Consider the following 16,579-nt stretch of genomic DNA (forward strand, 5'->3'; position numbering starts at 1 on the left):
GGGGCGGGCGCCTGAGCCCGGGAGTGCCGGGCGGCGGAGGCCCGGAGCCCGTCCAGGGGCGCCGAGAGGCTCGGGCCCGGGCCCGGGAGTGTGCTCAGAGGTCGAGGTCGACGACCACCGGGGCGTGGTCGGACGCGCCCTTGCCCTTGCGCTCCTCACGGTCCACATAGCTGTCCTTGACCGCTGCGGTGAACGGGGCGTTGCCGTAGACGAGGTCGATGCGCATGCCCTTGTTCTTCGGGAAGCGCAGCTCGCGGTAGTCCCAGAAGGTGTACGGCCGGTCGTACTTCAGGGGGCGCGGCATGACGTCGGACAGGCCCTCCTCGCGCAGTGCCGCGAGGGCGGCCCGCTCTGCGGGGGTGACGTGGGTGGCGCCCTCGAAGAGCGCCGGGTCCCAGACGTCCTCGTCGGTCGGGGCCACGTTGAAGTCGCCGAGGACGGCGAACGGCAGCGACCCCGCGGCGTCCGCCGCCACGGCCTTCTGCAGGGCCTCGAACCACCGCAGCTTGTACGCGTAGTGCTCGTGCTCGACCTCGCGGCCGTTGGGCACGTACACCGACCACACCCGGACCGGGCCGCAGGTCGCGCTGATCGCGCGCGGCTCCTGCACCGCGTCGTACGCGGGGCCGTCGGGCAGCCCCGTGACGACGTCGGACAGGCCGGACCGGGAGACGATCGCCACCCCGTTCCACCGGCCGGTGGCGTTGACCGCGGACTCGTAGCCGAGCTCGCGGAGCGCCTCGGTGGGGAACTGCTCGGCGGTGCACTTGGTTTCCTGGATGCACAGCACGTCCGTGCCGGTGCTCTCCAGCCAGGCGAGCAGCCGGGGCAGGCGGGCGGTGATCGAGTTGACGTTCCAGGTGGCGATGCGCATGTACGTAAACCTAGCGGCTCCCACTGACAGCCGCCGGGGCGCCGCCCCTCACAGGCTCGTCGAGTCCCCCGGGGCCAGCCTGCCGTGGTCGGCACCGCCGAGGCCGCCGATCTGGGTGTCGTAGATCGGGCGGGCGAGATCGGTGAGCAACGCGTCGTGGATGTCGATGGCCCGGCGCGGCTCGACCTCACGGACGTAGTCGATGACCTCGGAGATCTTGTTCCAGGGGGCCATCACCGGAAGCATCAGGGTGTCGACGGGCCGGTCGGGCACGGTGAGCGCGTCGCCGGGGTGGAAGAGCGAGTCGTCCACCAGGAAGCCGATGTTGGTGATCCGCGGGATGTCCGGGTGGATCACCGCGTGGAGTTCACCGTGCACCTGGACGTCGAATCCGGCGGCCGTGAAGGTGTCGCCGTGCCCGACGGTGTGCACACGCCCCGGGAACGCCGCGCCGAGCTGGTCCGCCACGCTGCGCAGGGTCCAGATCTCGGCAGCCGGATTCGCCTCGAGACCGGCCCGAAGCCGCTCCTCGTTGAAGTGGTCGGGGTGCTCGTGCGTCACCAGGATCGCCTCTGCACCGACCGCGGCGTCCTGCTCCGAGAAGCCGCCGGGGTCGATGACGAGCGTGCGCCCGGCCTTCTCCAGACGGATGCAGGAGTGGGTCTTCTTGGTCAGCGTGAGCGCGAACGGCTCGGGGTTCACAGCGTTCATGCGTCCCATCCTGCTACGCGGGCGGCGTCGTTTCGGCCTGAATCACCGACTGCGCGATCGTGAAGGCCGCGCCCGCGGCCGGAATGCCGCAGTACACGGCCGTCTGCAGCAGGACCTCCCGGATCTCGGCCGGGGTGAGGCCGTTGCGCAGGGCAGCGCTGACGTGCGCGGCCAGCCCTTCCAGATGCCCGGAGGCAACCAGCGCGGTGAGTGTGACGCTGCTGCGCGTGCGCCGGTCCAGCCCCTCCCTGCTCCATACCTCGCCCCAGGCGTAGCGGGTGACGAGCTGCTGGAAGTCCTCGGTGAAGTCGTCGGAGGCTGCCGTCACGCCGTCCACCTGAGCGTCCCCGAGCACCTCCCGGCGGATCTTCATCCCGGACACATACGGGTCGGCGCGCCCCTCGGACGCCGTCTCCGGGCGCGCGGTGGCCGCGGTGATCTCCGCCACGGGCAGCACGGGGGTGGAGAGCTGGGAGGTGAAGGACAGCGCCGGAATGGCTGCCTGGGTGTCCTGCCAGGCAGCGGAGAAATGAGTGAGCAGAAGGTCCGTGACGGCTCCGGGCTGCTCGACCGGGGCCAGGTGCGAGGCCCGGGGCACGAGCGCGAGCCGGGCATCGGGTATGCCCGCGACCAGGGTGCGGCCGTCGCCGGGGCCGGTGACCTGGTCCTCCGCGCCGACCAGGACGAGCGTGGGGACGCCGATGCGGCCCAGCTCCCTGCGGATGTCGAAGGCGGCGAGGGCTTCGCAGGCGGCGATGTAGCAGCCCGGGTCGGTGGTACGGACCATCTGGACGGCCCACTCGACGATGGCGGGCTGAGCGGCGGCGAACCCGGGGGTGAACCACCGCTCCGGAGCGGTGCGGGCCATCGGCTCCAGACCATTGGTGCGGACGATCACCCCGCGCTGGCGGAACTCGTCGGCGCTGCCGAACCGGGCCGATGAGGCCACCAGGGCCAGCGAGGCGACCCGCTGCGGGTACCGGAGCGCGAGGTCGGCGCCGATCGCGCCGCTGATGGAGCAGCCCGCGTAGCCGAAGCGCTGGACACCGAGGCTGTCGAGCGTGGCAAGCAGCCGGTCGGCGAGTTCACCGACGGCGGTGGCCGGGTGGGCGGGCGCGCCGCCGTGACCCGGGAGGTCGAAGCGGAAGACTCTCCAGTGCTGGGTGAGCTCGGATATCTGGCGGTCCCACATGTGCCATGTGGTACCGAGGGAGGGGCCGATCACCAGGACTGGTGCGTCTTCTGGCCCGTCAAAGCGGTATTGCAGGGTGTTCGGGGGTGTCTCGCTCACCCGCCCGACCCTCTCATCTGTCACGAGATGTCACATCGCCGGGGTGGACCTAGCGGGGCCTGCCACGCTCCGGCGCTGCCGAGCCTGCCGACGCGAGTGATCCGCAACCAGCAGCCGGACTCGCTCTGCACTCGCCATCAAGGGTGGGGAGTTCGGTGAAGTCGGTGGTGAGGAGCGCGAGGGCTTGGCGGGAGGTGGACGGTGTGGGTGGAGCGGAGGGCCAGCGGGGTTCAGGGCTGGGCTCAGGCATGGAGGGCCCTCTTCATGAGCTTGCCCATGTCGTTGCGCGGCAGCTCGGCGAGATAGTGGACGGTGCGCGGGCGCTTGTGCGGGGCGAGCTGGGCCGCCACGTGGTCCGCGAGCTCCTTGTCCGTAGGCGGCTGTTCCGGATCGCCGGGCACGATCCACGCCACGATCCGCTCGCCCAGGTCGGGGTCGGGCTCACCCGTCACTGCGGCGTCGCGTACGGCCGGGTGCTCCATGAGGGCGTTCTCGATCTCGCCCGCGCCGATCTTGTAGCCGCCGCTCTTGATGAGGTCGGTGGCTTTGCGGCCCACGATCCGTACGTAGCCGTCCGGGTCCCGTACCGCCATGTCGCCCGTACGGAAGAAGCCGTCGGCGGTGAAGGCGTCGGCGGTGGCGTCCGGCCTGTTGAGGTAGTTGAGGAAGAGGTTCGGGCCGCGTACCTGGATCTCGCCCACCTGATCGGGTCCGTCCGGGAGTTCGCGGCCGTTCTCGTCGACCAGGCGCAGGTCGACGCCGCGCAGCGGTACGCCAACGGTGGCCGCCCGGGGTTCGCCGTCCGCGCGGACGCTGGTGTTCATCAGCGTTTCCGTCATTCCGTACCGCTCGATCACCGCCCTCCCGGTCGCGGTCCGGATCCGTTCGTGGTCGCGGGCCCGTAGCGCGGCGGACCCCGACACGAGTAGCCGCGCTCCCGCCAGCGCCCTGGCCAGTGCGGGGTCTCTGGGCAGTTGCTCGGCGATCCGGTGGTACATCGTCGGTACGCCGAAGAGCATCGTGGCCCCGGCACTCAGCTCCTTGGTCACCCCGTCAGTGCTGAACCGGCCCAGGTGGCGTACCGATCCGCCGCGCCGCAGCGGGCCGAGGATGCCGAGGATCAGCCCGTGGACGTGGAACAGGGGAAGCCCGTGGACGAGGACGTCCTGCGAGGTCCACTGCCAGGCGTCCTCCAGGGCGTCGAGAGTGCTGGACAGTGCGCGACGAGGCAGGACCGCGCCCTTGGGCGGGCCGGTGGTGCCGGAGGTGTAGACGATCAAGGCCGGATGGTCGGATGCGGGTTCGGGCCTGGCGCCCTCGTGGGCCGTGGTGGCCGTGGTCTTGATGTCGATCCGGACCAACTCGTCCAGCGCGAACGGCAGCCTGTCACCCTGCCCTGCCAGAACCAGCGCCGGCTTGCTGTCGCTGACGATATGGGCGAGTTCCCGCTCGCCGACCTTGGGGTTGAGCGGGATGGCAGGGATTCCGGCGAGCAGTGCCGCCACCACGCCGACCGCCGTCTCCAGGGTCGGTGTCGCCCAGACGGCGACTCTGGGAGCCTGGCCGAGCAGTGCGGCCAGAGAGCCGGCCGCCTCGGCCAGTTCCCTGTACGAGAGCGTGCGCTCGCCGAAGGTCACAGCCGGCCGGGACGAACCTTCAGCCAGGGCAGGGAACAGGGGCGTGGTCCGGTGACTCACTTTTCGTACTCCGATTCATGGAACTCGGGCTCGCGGAGCGCCCGCGGTCATCAGTCGGCGGGCGGGTCCATGGACCGCGGGCAGGGCCTCCTGGCGCGTGTCACCCGAATCCGGGTACCACCAGGACCACCCAGACGATGGCGGGGACCGCGGCGACGATGACGCCCCCGTAGATCATCAACTGCCGGAAGAACCGCTCGCGGTCGACATCCGGCGCGGCCGCCAGCACGAGGGCACCGTTCGTGGAGAAGGGGCTGACGTCCACGACCGTCGCCGACACGGCAAGCGCGGCGATCATTCCGACGGCACCGATCTCGCCCTGCGCAAGGAACGGGACGGCCAGCGGGATCAGGGCGCCCATGATGCCGACGGAAGAAGCGAAGGCCGAGACGATGGCGCCGACGTAGCAGAGCAGGAGGGCCGCGAGCAGGGGTATGCCGATGTCGCCGACGCCCTCGCCCGCCCACTTGATGGTGCCCATTTCTTCCATGACGCCTACGTAGGTGATGACACCGCAGATGAGGAGCACGGTCGGCCAGGCGATCTCGCTGACCGCCTTGCGGCTGGTGGCCGGCCAGACGGCGCTGAGTGCGACGGCGAGCGTCACGGCGGTGAGGCCCGCGTCGAGGTCGAAGCCGAGCACGGCGACGACCAGGGCGACGAGGGCGATGAGGGTGGCGATACGGGGCGGGGTGAGGCGGTTCTCCTCGTCCGACTCCGAGGTCGCGCCCTTGCCGCTGTCGTCGCCGGTGCTGCCGGCGTCAGCGCGGTGGCGGGCCAGCTTCAGACCGCCGAACAGGACGAAGACGACGGCCGCGATGATCAGGTTCGCCACCAAAGAGGCGAGGAACAGGGCGGCTTCATTGCCCGGGAGGTTCTCGCGCTCGACTATTCCGTTGACGATCGAGCCGTAGATGCTGATGGGCGAGAACCCGCCGCCCTGCGCGCCGTGGACCACCATCGCGCCCATGAGGAGCGGGCTGATGCCGTAGCGCGCGGCGAAGCTGAGCGCGATCGGCGCCACGATCGCGACCGCGGCCGGGCTGACGGCGCCGATCGCGGTGAGGACGCCGGTGATCACGAACATCACCCAGGGGATCAGCGCGATTCTCCCGCCGACCAAGCGGATGGAGGCATGCACCAGCCAGTCGGTGGTGCCGTTGGCTCGGGCGATGGCAAAGAGATACGTGATGCCGACCAGGACGACGAAGAGGTCGCCCGGGAATCCGGCGAAGATGCCGTCCGCGTCGAGGTCGGCGACGAGTTCACCGACGCCGAATGCTGCGGCGAAGGCGAGCGCACCCATGTTGATCGAGCGGGTGGTGGCGATCACGAAGACCACCACGAGGACAAGGATCGAGATCAGTTCCGCGGACATCGGGGGCTCCCCGGGTGCAGGATCGGTCAAGTGGCTCAGCCACTTGGTCGATTGGGTGACCCACAGAGTCGGGGGCGCGTTCATCCTCGTCAAGGGGGTGCGCGCACATTGGCTCAGCCACTTGTCCACCCCCGCTGCTACGCTGCGAATATCCACGGGAGGGGGTGGCCCATGTCCGAAGCACTGCGACCCCTGGGGCGCACGCGCCTGTACGAGCAGGTCATCGAACGTCTGCGCACCTACGCCGCCGAGTCCGGCCTCAAGTCCGGCGACCGTCTCCCGCCCGAGCGCGAACTCGCCCAGCGCCTCGGCATCTCCCGCGCCTCGGTCAAGCAGGGCATCGTCGTCCTTGAAGTGCAGGGCCTGGTCGAAGTACGCCACGGCGGCGGCACCTACCTCGTCGGCGACAGCCTCGACGTCGCCGAGCCCGTCGAGCAGCTCGTGGAACGCCGGCGCCGGCTCCCCGACGTACTCGAGGCGCGCGAAGCCATGGAGACCAAGCTCGCCGAACTCGCCGCGGAACGCCGCACGGACGAGGACCTCGCCGCGGTCCGCGCCGCCCTCGACTTCATGGCGCAGGAGATCGAGCGAGGCGAGCACGGCGTCGAAGGCGACCGTCGCTTCCACGCCGCCGTGACGGCAGCAGCACACAGCACGCTCCTCGCGGACTTCATGCGTTCGATCGCCGAGCAGATCACGGAGTCGCGCCACGAGTCACTGCGCCAACGGGGCCGCCCCTCCAAGTCGTTCGCGCAGCACATGGCCATCTTCAAGATGATCGAAGCAGGCAACGGCCGGGGTGCCGCCGCGGCGATGCGCCGCCATGTGCGGACGGTCGCGAAAGTCCGGCTCCTCGACTGGGATCCGGAGAGCGAAGAAGGCTGAGGCGGCCCGACCCGACAACCGGCGCGCGGACCGCTCATCCATATCGCCCAGGCCGCACCGGACCAGGACAGCCGGAACCTCCGAGCGTCAGTCACTCCCCGCAGAATCCCCGCTGCTGACGAGGGGGGAGCGAGGGACCCCTCGCCCAGACCGTGCCGGGATGCGGGGTGCCGCCGCGCACGCTGTCCACGGTGCCCCCTTGAGAACGATCCGTGGAATGGAGCCCGCACCCCGACACAGCCGGTCGCCGGCCGGGCGGAAGCCGCACTCATGAGTACGGCACGGGGTATCCGGACCCGCTCGCCACGGTTCGGTTATGCCGGTCGGGGTGCTCGGCCCCGGGGAACGAACTCAGGATGCCTTCGGCTGCTGGATGCCGCGCAGGAGCAGGTCGATCAGGCGACGGGGGTCATAGCGGGGGTCATGGTCGGGTGCGATGCAGAGGTTGCCGATACCGCGCATGAGTTCGTAAGGCTGGATCCCGTCCTGAATCTCTCCGGCCCCGGCCGCAGCACCGAGCAGTTCCTCGGCCACGGGCAGTAGATGCTCGAGGAAGAACGTGTGCAGTGCACCGAAGCCACTGCTGTCGGGCTGCTCCGTGTGGGCCAGTCCGTGCTTGGTGACGAGGAAGTCAACGAACATGTCGATCCACTGCCGCAGCGCCTCCAAGGGGGAGTCGTTGTTCGCGAGCAGCTGCGGGCCCGCCTCGGCACACTCCTCGACCTGGTGACGGAAGACGGCGACGACGAGGTCCGGCCGCGTGGGGAAGTGGCGGTAGAGGGTGCCCATACCGACGCCTGCTCTGGCCGCGACCTCACGGACCGGCGCGTCGACGCCGGATTCGACGAACACCTCCGCGGCGGCCGCAAGCAGCTTCTGCCGGCTGCGCACCGCGTCGGCCCGCGTGCTCTGAGCCGCATCCGATCGGGGCTTACCCGTCGTGCTCACCACATTGTCCTTCCGTGCGCCGCCACTACGGCGCGGTGCTGCGTTTGCGATACGGAGCAATGCTCCGTATCGTGAAATGGAGCAAGGTTCCGCTTCGGGTCTCAGCTTAGCCGACCCGGACACCCTCACCACCTTCGCGCCGCATACCGGTCGGTATGCGACAAATCTCCGAAGAGAGCGTGCGTCATGCCTGAGTGGACTTCCATCGCCGACACCTACCTCCACCCGACCGCTCCGCCCGTGGTGTCGGTCAGCCCCATCGCGCTGACCGTGCCCGGACGCCCTCTGGACCTCGAAGTCCGTGTCTCCGCGCCCCTGACCGGGACCGACCTGCCGGTCATCCTGCTGTCGCACGGCCACGGCGGGGCCTACGGCCTGTCCTCACTCGACGGCTACCTCCCCCTCGCCAAGGTCTGGGCGGCCCGCGGCTTCGTCGTGATCCAGCCCAACCATCTCAGCGCCCCACGGCTGAGCCGCCTGGTCGGCGATCGGCCCGAAGCGCCGCTGTTCTGGCGCTCCCGCACCGAGGACATGAGCCACATCCTCGACCGGCTCGACAAGATAGAGCAGGCCGTGCCGCAGCTCGCCGGGCGCATCGACCACAGCAAGGTCGCGGTGGCCGGCCACTCGCTCGGGGGCTTCACCGCCGAACTCCTCCTCGGCGCCCGGATCACCGACCTCGACACGGACGAAGAGGTGAACCTCCTGGAGCCCCGGATCACGCAGGGCGTGCTGATCGGCGCGACCGGCCGGGGCGGCGACACCTTCAACGGGTTCGCGGCCGCCCGGGTACCGGTCTTCCGCACCATGAACCTCACCACGATGACCACGCCCGCACTCGTCGTCGCCGGTGACAAGGACGACTCCCAGCACTGGACGACCATGGGCCCGGACTGGCATGCCGATCCCTACCACCTGGCCCCCGGGCCCAAGACTCTGCTGACTGTCTTCGACGGCGAGCACCTCTTCGGCGGGATCCAGGGCCACGACAGTGTCGAGACCTCGGACGAGAGCCCCGACCGGGTCGCCGCGGTCGCCGAACTGACCTCCGCCTACCTGCGCACCGCGTTCGACTCCGACAACACCGCCTGGCAGACGGCGCAGGACGCACTCGCCACGGGCCCCGACGCCTTCGGCCACGTCGAATCCAAGTAGTCACCGAGACCCCCACCCCGAGGGCTGGACAACCAGCCCACCGAGAGGAGCGCATCCCATGCAGAAAACTCGCGTAGCCCTGGTCACCGGCGCGAATTCAGGTATCGGCCGGCAGGTGGCGAAGGAACTCGCCGGACACGGCTACACCGTGCTCGTCGGCTCCCGGGACCTGGGCCGTGGCGAAGCCGCCGCGGCCGAGATCGACGGGGACGCCCACGCGGTGCAGCTCGACGTCACCGACGAGGCGTCGATCGCGGCCGCCGCACAGCGCATCCGAAACGAGTTCGGCCGCCTCGACGTGCTGGTCAACAACGCCGGCATCTCGTTCGTCGGGGACGCCGACACCCCACTGGAGGAGCGTGCCCGCCAGGGCCTGCTCACCGAGGTATCACCCGACGTCGTCCGCCAGTTCTTCGAGACGAACGTCATCGGACCGATCGCACTGACGCAGGCGCTGCTTCCGCTGCTCCGCGAGGCCCCGGCGGCACGGATCGTCAACGTGGGAAGCTCCGGCAGCTCACTCACGCTGAACGACGAGAGCAACCCGCAGCGTTCCATGTTCGGTATCTACCCGACCTCGAAATCCGCGCTGCACGCCGCCACCCTCGGATTCGCCACCGCCCTGGAGCCGACCGGCATCAAGGTCAACGTCGCAGACCCCGGCTTCACAGCGACCGCCCTCAACAACTTCCAGGGCACCAAGACCGTGGAAGAAGGCGCCCGGCACATCGTCAAGATGGCGCTCATCGGACCCGACGGCCCGACGGGCACCTTCTCCGGCGACGACGGTCCCCTCCCCTGGTAACAGACCCAGCACCCCGCACCCGCACCGGAGGATCTCCATGAACGACCCCATGATCGCCCTGGTCACCGGCGGCAACAAAGGAATCGGCCGCGAAATCGCAGCCCAGCTCGCCGAACTCGGCCACACCGTCCTGATCGGTGCACGAAGCATCGAGCGCGGTGAAGAAGCCGCCGCCGAACTACGCGCAGCAGGCGGCGACGTCACCGCCATCGCCCTCGACGTCACCGACCCCGCCTCGGCATCCGCCGCTGCCGAGAGCATCCGGTCCCGCTTCGGCCGCCTCGATGCACTGATCAACAACGCCGGTATCAGCCACCAGCCCGGCGCCGACTTCGCCGGGCAGGTGCCCCGCTCCGCCGACGTCGACCACGTCCGCTACGTGTTCGAGACCAACGTGTTCGGTGTCATCACCGTCACCAGCGCGTTCCTGCCGCTGCTGCGCAACTCCGACAGCCCGCGGATCGTCAACGTGTCCAGCAGCGCCGGCTCCCTCGCGGCGATCTCCGACTTCGCCAACACCGATCCCATCGCGCTGGGCTACGTCCCCTCCAAGACTGCGCTGACCGCGGTGACCCTGATGTACGCCCGTGACCTCGCCTCCGAGAAGATCCTCGTCAACGCGGTCTGCCCCGGATTCGTCGCCACGGACCTGAACAACCACCACGGGACAGGGACTCCGCAGGACGGTGCTCGCCAGGCGGTTGCCATGGCCACCATCAACGCCGATGGTCCCACCGGGACCTTCACCGACGTCAACGGCCCCGTCGCCTGGTGACCGCGAACCCATCGGCCGGATTCTCGACCACTGCGAGGAAAACAATGCACATTCTTGTCACCGGTGCCACCGGATGGATCGGCTCCGCTCTCGTCCCCCAACTCATCGCCGCAGGCCATCAAGTCACCGCAGCCACGCGGTCCGACACCGCCGCGGACGCGGTGCGAGCACTCGGCGCCGAGCCCGTCCGGGCAAACCTCGAGGACCCCGACTCGCTGCGCCGTGCCGCTGAAGCAAGCGGCGGGGTGATCCACCTCGCGTACCGCCACGACGTTGCGTTCACCACGGACCCGGCAGGCGCGGCCGAGACGGAATACAAGGCCGTGACAGCCATGGGTGAAGCCCTCGCCGGAACCCAACGGCCCTTCGTCGTGGCCGTCGGCCTCGCAGGTCTCGCCGAGGGGCAGGTAGCGAAGGAAACCGACCAGGCAGTTGCACACGGGCCTGCGAGTAGGCGCATCGAGGCCGTCGAGCATGTCCTCGGTCTCGCCGAGCACGGGGTACGGTCATCCGTTGTCCGTCTTCCCCCGACGGTCCACGGCACGGGCGATACCGGGTTCGTTCCCCAGCTCATCACCCTTGCCCGTGAAACCGGGCAGTCGGCCTACGTGGGCGCGGGAAACAATCGCTGGCCCGCAGTGCACCGCAAGGACGCCGCCACCCTCTTCCGGCTCGCGGCCGAAGAAGCAACCGCCGGCACAATCCTGCACGGAGTCGCCGAGGAAGGCGTAGCCTTCCGCGACATCGCCCAAGGAATCGCAACCGTCGTCGGTGTCCCCACGAGGTCACTCGACGCGGACGCGTCGGCCGACCACTTCGGCTGGTTCGCACGGCTCACCGGCGGTGACTTCCCGACATCCAGCGCGCTCACGCGTGAGCGCCTCGGCTGGGCGCCGTCCGAACCAGGCCTGCTCGCCGAGCTCGCCGCTGGTAACCACCCCTCCTGACGCCGCCGGAAGTCGTACCGCGGCGACGAGACTGGCGAGCAAGGCGGCCGGCATGCGCCCCCGGGCTGACAGCATCGAGTCAAGACGACAGCCGGAACGGTCCGAGGCACGCTCACTGGCCAGATCGCCTCGTTCGTCGAAGGCCCCTTCGTCTTCGACGACTTCGCCCTTCCCAGCACTCGAGCCCTCATCGGTGCACAGCCGCCGCCGAACGTCATCACGGCTGTGCACGGGGCTCGGGCGTCTTTTGCCACCACCGGCGACCCCGCTCGATTTTGGAGCATCAACCGCCGGATCGCATCTCCCTTTCCAGGACGGCGCGGAAGGTGTGTGCGGGCCGGCCGGTGAAGCGCTGGACGGTGTCGGTGACGCGGTCCTCGGCTCCGTCGGCGATGGCACGGTCCATGCCGGCCAGCATCGAGGCGAACTCCAAGGGCATCTGCGCCGTGAGGCGGTCGCGCATCTGCTCGCAGGACAGCCGGTGGTGTTCCACGGGGCGGCCGGTGACCTGGGCGAGGATCGCGGAGACGTCGTCGTAGCTGAGCGCTTCCGGTCCGGTGAGGACGAGATCGGTGTTGGGGGCCTGTGCGTCGGTCAGGGCGTGGACGGCGACGGCCGCAATGTCCTCGGCGTCGACGAAGCCGACCCGGCCGCTCCCGGCCGCGGTCCAGATCGCGCCCTCTTCCCGGATGCTCACGGCGTGCGGGTGTGCGCCGGTGAAGTTCTGCATGAACCAGGAGGGTCGCAGCACCGCCCAGTGGTCGAACAGACCGGGCAGCTCCTGGTGCACCTTCCCCACCGCCGGGCCGCCCCGGGGAACGGCCGAGGCGCTGAGGAGCACCGCGCGTCGCACGCCGGCGGTGCGGGCCTGTCGGAGGAAGGGCAGCATGACCGCGGCCGGGTCGGGGTCGCCCACCGGCGGCAGAAGGTAGACGCGGTCGGCTCCTTCGAGGGCGGCGGCGTGGGTCCGGGGGGCGTACCAGTCGAAGGGGACCGACTCCGCGCCGGGGACCGGGGCGGCGTGCCGGCTCGCGGCTCTGACGCTGTCGCCTGCCGCGGTGAGCCGCGCGGCGATACGGCTGCCGGTGTTGCCGGTCGCGCCGGTGACCAGCGTGGTTTCCGTGGTGGTGATCATCGGCTGCTCCGGTTGAAGTCGGTGCCGGGTGCGGTGACGGCGAGGGGGTTCCAGTAGTCGCGGTAGGAGGTGATGTAGCCGTCCCGGACCGTCACGACGGCGATGTAGGTCATGTCGAAGGGGCTGTCGGTCTCCACCAGGCGGCCGACGCCTCGCATCTCCACCACGATGACCTCCGGGTCTGCGGTCTGGTGGATTCGCAGCTCGGGGAAGTCGTGCAGATCGATGTGGTCGGGGTAGTGCCGCATGTACGCGGCGACGGCCTCCCTGTTCTCCAGGTGCCTGGGCCAGCCCTCAGGGGCGAAGGGGAACTCCATGGAGCCGTCCTCGGCCCACAGGGCGATCCATCCGGGAATGTCCTTGTCCAGCAGCAGCCGCAGGCTGTGGTGGTAGACCTCCGCCGGTGAGGTCGGAGGCGTCGGTGCGGTCATGGGGTTTCTCCATCTCGTAGAATACGGACCCTGGGTCCGCTTTCGACGATACGGACCGTCGGTCCGCTTTGCAACTGGAGGAGACCATGACCGAGCGCAAGCCCCGCAAGGACGCCGCACGCAACAGGGAGGCCGTCCTCGCCGCCGCCGACGCCCTCTTCGCCCGCGGCGAGAGCCCCGAGGACATCACCATGGCCGACATCGCCACAGCGGCCGGCGTCGGCAAAGGCACACTCTTCCGGGCCTTCGGCGACCGACCCGGCCTGCTCCGCGCGCTGTACGAGGCCCGGCTCGAACCGGTCAGAGAGGCCGTCGAGGCCGGCCCGCCACCTCTGGGCTCCACCGCCCCACCGCAGCAGCGCGTACCCGCACTGCTCGACGCCATCCTCTGCTTCAAACTCGACAACCGCCGCCTCGCGCTGGCTCTGGAGGAGAGCGGGACCGGCAGCCCGTACCTGGCCGAGCACTACGGATGGTGGCACAGCCTGCTCCGGTCCGTACTCGAGCAGGCCACCGTCCCGGCCGACAGCAGCTTCACCGCCCACGCCCTGCTCGCCGCCACCCGAGCCGACCTCGTCGAGCACCTGACCGGACAGGAACGAGTGCCGCGCGAAACGATGCGCGCGCAACTGGCGGCCTTCACCGCCGCCGTCCTCGACTCCGGCAGAGCATCCCAGAAGCACTGAAATGAGTGTTCCAAGTGCAACCGCACCCGGAGCATCAGTACGGGAGAGGCCTCACCGACCTGCCGAACACCGAGCCCGACCTCGTCGGACAGCGGCACATACGGCGGTCCGATTCCGCTCGCGACCATGGTCAGCGGCGGCCCTCACTCCCGCTGCGCCTACGAGTCCACGCGGGCGCTCGTGGTTCTGGTAGTTCCGCACTTGGCAAGCCCTACACGGCGTCGCCGATGCGGCGGTCCATGGAAAACGTGGCCTCCACAAGACGAATGCCCTGCTGAATTGATCTTCAGCAGGGCATTCGAGCGAGCAGCCGATCGCTCGGCTCCTTCGACGCTTCACCGCTTCGACATCACCCTCGGCTGTGTTCGAAATCCAAAAGGGTCCACCGAATGGCATCCGGCCCAAGCGCCTGCAGTCCACTGGTCGAATGCGGCGCGCATCTCCTCCGCCGCCGACATCTCCCCGACATTCCCCCACTTACCCTTGGGTAGCTTATCGAAGTCAGCATTCCAGACGGGGCACAGGCCGTCGGAATCATGAACGAGCACTGCCCCTTTTCCAGCCATCACTTAGTACGCGTGAATGTCTGCGACGGTGAGGTTGCATATCGTCTTGAGTCGCGAAAACGCATGGTTCTTCCGCACTCGCACGGTGGTTTTTGTCGCTGCACAGAAGGGTCATACCCGAACTGGGCGTTTCCGCCTTGACCCGCCCCTGCCCTGACGGGCTCCAGAACGGGTGCCCGTTGGTCGCCGTGAGCTTCTCAGCGCCGGCTTGGGTGGCGCGCGTCGGCGTCAGAGCGTTGAAGCGCTCGTCATCCGTTGTGACGATCTTGCGAGTGACTACTCGAACAGTCACCTGCCCGGTGACTGGATTGGTGGCGGCTTGCGAAGTTCTAGACACCCTCCTTCACCAGTAGGGTGTTATATGATGAATTGTCAACTTATTCACATAGCATCCCGCCCATGATCAGAACCCGCATCGCCAGAAGCGCCACGATCGGCCTCCTCGCAGGGCTTACAGCCACCTCAGTCATGACCGCCGAAGCGCACGCAGCAAGCTCGGCCGGCAAGGTCGTATCCCGTATCGGACAGAACGCCCGCTCGATGCCCACCACGGCCTCAGTCGCCACCGGCTTCTACCGGAGCGGCGCCCGTGTCCAGCTCGTGTGCAAGGTGACCGGCCAGAACGTGAACGGCAACAGCACGTGGTACAAGACGCCCAAGGGTTGGCTCAGCGCCCGCTACACGCAGAACCTCGGGCCGGTCTCAGTCTGCTCGGACAACGGCGGCAAGGTCGGTCCTCCCGGGCCCAAGGGGGATAAGGGCGATGAGGGCCCCAAGGGGGACAACGGAGAGGCAGGGCCGCAAGGCCCGAAGGGCGAGCCCGGAAAGACCGGTCCGCAGGGGCCTTCCGGTCCCGCAGGTCCACAGGGAGAGCCGGGCAAGAACGGCACCGGCACCAACGGCGTCAAGGGAGACCAGGGAGACCCTGGCCCCGAGGGGGCCAAGGGCGATGTAGGCCCTGTCGGGCCTGAGGGAGATACGGGAAAGACCGGCCCTCAGGGCCCCGCAGGGCCCCAGGGTGTCGCTGGAGACACAGGCACTAAGGGCGACACCGGGACTGCTGGTCCGGCTGGTCCGGCTGGTCCGGCTGGTCCTGCTGGTCCTGCTGGTCCTGAGGGGGACAAGGGCGACGCGGCGCAGTTCGAGGCTGTCGACGTCTCCGGCCAGGAAGGTATCGCAGTGCCTGACGCACGTCTCGTGCTGACAGCACAGTGCCCGGCTGGATCTCAGCTCGTGGACCGCTACCTCGAAGGCTCCGGAGGTAACGACAAGGTCGCTTGGACGGCCAGGAACGTGGATGACAGGACCGTCGAGTTCTCTGTGACCAACGATGGTCCTGGTTCTCAGGCGGTCCGAGCTCATGTGACTTGCCTCGTGCCGGTGAGCTGACCCCACCAGACGACGAGCCCCCGGGAATTCGCCGATGACCGGGGGCTTCGTCATACAGCGAGCCGGCCAGCACTCCAAGTCACAACCCCGGCAAGCCAGGCTCTCGAACCCATGCAGCCGGCCCGTTGCCGACATGAGACAAGACCTGGCCGGTGCCGCCGGCCAGGTCGCCGGGCGAATGCCCGTGCGGGCCGCGAAGAAGGCCACTCAAACGCGGCGAGATCGCGTACAGGAGTGACGGCCTCTCCCTGACCAGCCCGCCGTTGGGCCGTCTACACGCAGGCTCCGAGGCACCTGGACCACCGAGACCAAGCCGTGTGAACAGCGTCGAACCGGACCACGTGGGCGCCACAAGACGGTACTGCCCTGTGCCATGTGGTCCCGAGGGAAGGGCCGATCACCAGCGCTGGTGCGTCTTCTGGCCCGTCCAAGCGGTAGTGCAGGGTCTCTGCCGTCGTCTCACTCGCCCCTTCAGGCTCCCGTCTCTCACGACCGCGCGGTATGTCCGCCACCCGGCCCATACGCTCCGTCCCACACTGCGGCAGCTTCACGCAGATCCACCGCACGCGGCCGGTGCCCTGACTGCCGAGGCGCCGGGGACCGACGCAGTCGCGATGACCGGGGCCGTCGTCCCCGCCCTGATATGCCGTATGTCATGCCTCCGCCGCGCCCGCCGGAGGCTCCTCGAAACCTCATTCGCCCCAGGGGTTTCGAACGTCGGCGATTCGGCCAACTCGCCAGTCCCGCGCCCGGCCCCGTAGCGGCGCGCACCCGCCCGCTTCGTTGCTGCACAAGGGCGCCTGCACGTCCGAAATCGAGCGCGTTCGATTCCTCGTCGGCGTCGTTATGCCGTGCACTGCCGAGCCGTCCGGGCGAGGCGTCAATCCCCGCAGGAGGAACAGGTGA

The 16,579-nt window shown here is 69.1% G+C and carries 15 protein-coding genes; 7 read left to right on the forward strand and 8 right to left on the reverse strand.

Annotated elements, in window-relative coordinates; genetic code table 11:
• Positions 1–94: 94 nt before the first annotated feature.
• The 5 genes from ACFVW8_RS06595 to ACFVW8_RS06615 form a co-directional block, all read right to left on the reverse strand.
• On the reverse strand, positions 95–874 hold the full coding sequence (locus tag ACFVW8_RS06595; protein WP_389686714.1) for an exodeoxyribonuclease III: 780 nt from the start codon (positions 872–874) through the stop codon (positions 95–97).
• A gap of 48 nt (positions 875–922) precedes the next feature.
• The gene (locus tag ACFVW8_RS06600; protein WP_389686768.1) at positions 923–1,576 is read right to left on the reverse strand and encodes an MBL fold metallo-hydrolase; all 654 of its coding nucleotides are present in this window, start codon (positions 1,574–1,576) and stop codon (positions 923–925) included.
• A 22-nt stretch (positions 1,577–1,598) separates the two neighbouring features.
• Positions 1,599–2,876, reverse strand: a complete 1,278-nt coding sequence (locus ACFVW8_RS06605) for an alpha/beta fold hydrolase (protein ID WP_389686716.1) — start codon at positions 2,874–2,876, stop codon at positions 1,599–1,601.
• A gap of 242 nt (positions 2,877–3,118) precedes the next feature.
• Entirely contained in the window at positions 3,119–4,513 is a 1,395-nt protein-coding gene (locus tag ACFVW8_RS06610) for an acyl-CoA synthetase (RefSeq protein ID WP_389686718.1), read from the reverse strand.
• Positions 4,514–4,673: 160 nt separating this feature from the next.
• Complete coding sequence (locus ACFVW8_RS06615) at positions 4,674–5,951, reverse strand: SLC13 family permease (RefSeq protein ID WP_389686720.1); 1,278 nt, start codon at positions 5,949–5,951, stop codon at positions 4,674–4,676.
• 171 nt (positions 5,952–6,122) lie between these two features.
• On the opposite strand from ACFVW8_RS06615, the gene ACFVW8_RS06620 reads away from it, so the two are divergent.
• Positions 6,123–6,836, forward strand: coding sequence for a FadR/GntR family transcriptional regulator (locus ACFVW8_RS06620; protein ID WP_389686722.1), 714 nt, complete (start codon positions 6,123–6,125; stop codon positions 6,834–6,836).
• 351 nt (positions 6,837–7,187) lie between these two features.
• On the opposite strand, the gene ACFVW8_RS06625 is transcribed toward ACFVW8_RS06620, so the two are convergent.
• A complete protein-coding gene (locus ACFVW8_RS06625) occupies positions 7,188–7,784 on the reverse strand; it encodes a TetR/AcrR family transcriptional regulator (RefSeq protein ID WP_389686724.1) in 597 nt (198 codons plus the stop codon).
• A gap of 186 nt (positions 7,785–7,970) precedes the next feature.
• Here ACFVW8_RS06625 and ACFVW8_RS06630 point away from each other — a divergent pair, with 186 nt between their 5' ends.
• The 4 genes from ACFVW8_RS06630 to ACFVW8_RS06645 are packed head-to-tail and all read left to right on the forward strand — an operon-like array spanning position 7,971 to position 11,466.
• Positions 7,971–8,939, forward strand: coding sequence for an alpha/beta hydrolase family protein (locus ACFVW8_RS06630; protein ID WP_389686726.1), 969 nt, complete (start codon positions 7,971–7,973; stop codon positions 8,937–8,939).
• Between the two features lie 58 nt (positions 8,940–8,997).
• The gene (locus ACFVW8_RS06635; RefSeq protein WP_389686728.1) at positions 8,998–9,744 is read left to right on the forward strand and encodes an SDR family oxidoreductase; all 747 of its coding nucleotides are present in this window, start codon (positions 8,998–9,000) and stop codon (positions 9,742–9,744) included.
• Between the two features lie 37 nt (positions 9,745–9,781).
• On the forward strand, positions 9,782–10,519 hold the full coding sequence (locus tag ACFVW8_RS06640) for an SDR family NAD(P)-dependent oxidoreductase (RefSeq protein WP_389686730.1): 738 nt from the start codon (positions 9,782–9,784) through the stop codon (positions 10,517–10,519).
• Positions 10,520–10,563: 44 nt separating this feature from the next.
• Complete coding sequence (locus ACFVW8_RS06645) at positions 10,564–11,466, forward strand: SDR family oxidoreductase (RefSeq protein ID WP_389686732.1); 903 nt, start codon at positions 10,564–10,566, stop codon at positions 11,464–11,466.
• A 283-nt stretch (positions 11,467–11,749) separates the two neighbouring features.
• Here ACFVW8_RS06645 and ACFVW8_RS06650 read toward each other — a convergent pair whose 3' ends face one another.
• Both ACFVW8_RS06650 and ACFVW8_RS06655 read right to left on the reverse strand, forming a co-directional pair.
• A complete protein-coding gene (locus ACFVW8_RS06650) occupies positions 11,750–12,598 on the reverse strand; it encodes an NAD(P)H-binding protein (protein ID WP_389686770.1) in 849 nt (282 codons plus the stop codon).
• Positions 12,598–13,032, reverse strand: coding sequence for a nuclear transport factor 2 family protein (locus ACFVW8_RS06655; RefSeq protein ID WP_389686734.1), 435 nt, complete (start codon positions 13,030–13,032; stop codon positions 12,598–12,600). Before ACFVW8_RS06655 ends, ACFVW8_RS06650 begins: the two co-directional genes overlap by 1 nt.
• An 86-nt stretch (positions 13,033–13,118) precedes the next feature.
• Here ACFVW8_RS06655 and ACFVW8_RS06660 point away from each other — a divergent pair, with 86 nt between their 5' ends.
• Positions 13,119–13,718 (forward strand): TetR/AcrR family transcriptional regulator, encoded by a 600-nt coding sequence (locus tag ACFVW8_RS06660; protein WP_389686735.1) that lies wholly within the window; start codon positions 13,119–13,121, stop codon positions 13,716–13,718.
• Between the two features lie 965 nt (positions 13,719–14,683).
• Positions 14,684–15,673 carry a hypothetical protein gene (locus ACFVW8_RS06665; protein ID WP_389686737.1) on the forward strand — a complete coding sequence of 330 codons (990 nt, stop codon included), beginning with the start codon at positions 14,684–14,686 and terminating at the stop codon, positions 15,671–15,673.
• Positions 15,674–16,579: the final 906 nt, after the last annotated feature.

It is taken from the genome of Streptomyces sp. NPDC058221 (genome assembly GCF_042882365.1).
In the GTDB taxonomy this organism is placed as follows: domain Bacteria; phylum Actinomycetota; class Actinomycetes; order Streptomycetales; family Streptomycetaceae; genus Streptomyces.

Bases quoted from the DNA above. Each gene is read 5' to 3' on its own strand.
- ACFVW8_RS06595 (WP_389686714.1), bottom strand. From the start codon at position 874: ATGCGCATCGCCACCTGGAACGTCAACTCGATCACCGCCCGCCTGCCC.
- ACFVW8_RS06615 (WP_389686720.1), bottom strand. From the start codon at position 5,951: ATGTCCGCGGAACTGATCTCGATCCTTGTCCTCGTGGTGGTCTTCGTG.
- ACFVW8_RS06620 (WP_389686722.1), top strand. From the start codon at position 6,123: ATGTCCGAAGCACTGCGACCCCTGGGGCGCACGCGCCTGTACGAGCAG.
- ACFVW8_RS06630 (WP_389686726.1), top strand. From the start codon at position 7,971: ATGCCTGAGTGGACTTCCATCGCCGACACCTACCTCCACCCGACCGCT.
- ACFVW8_RS06635 (WP_389686728.1), top strand. From the start codon at position 8,998: ATGCAGAAAACTCGCGTAGCCCTGGTCACCGGCGCGAATTCAGGTATC.
- ACFVW8_RS06640 (WP_389686730.1), top strand. From the start codon at position 9,782: ATGAACGACCCCATGATCGCCCTGGTCACCGGCGGCAACAAAGGAATC.
- ACFVW8_RS06645 (WP_389686732.1), top strand. From the start codon at position 10,564: ATGCACATTCTTGTCACCGGTGCCACCGGATGGATCGGCTCCGCTCTC.
- ACFVW8_RS06655 (WP_389686734.1), bottom strand. From the start codon at position 13,032: ATGACCGCACCGACGCCTCCGACCTCACCGGCGGAGGTCTACCACCAC.
- ACFVW8_RS06660 (WP_389686735.1), top strand. From the start codon at position 13,119: ATGACCGAGCGCAAGCCCCGCAAGGACGCCGCACGCAACAGGGAGGCC.
- ACFVW8_RS06665 (WP_389686737.1), top strand. From the start codon at position 14,684: ATGATCAGAACCCGCATCGCCAGAAGCGCCACGATCGGCCTCCTCGCA.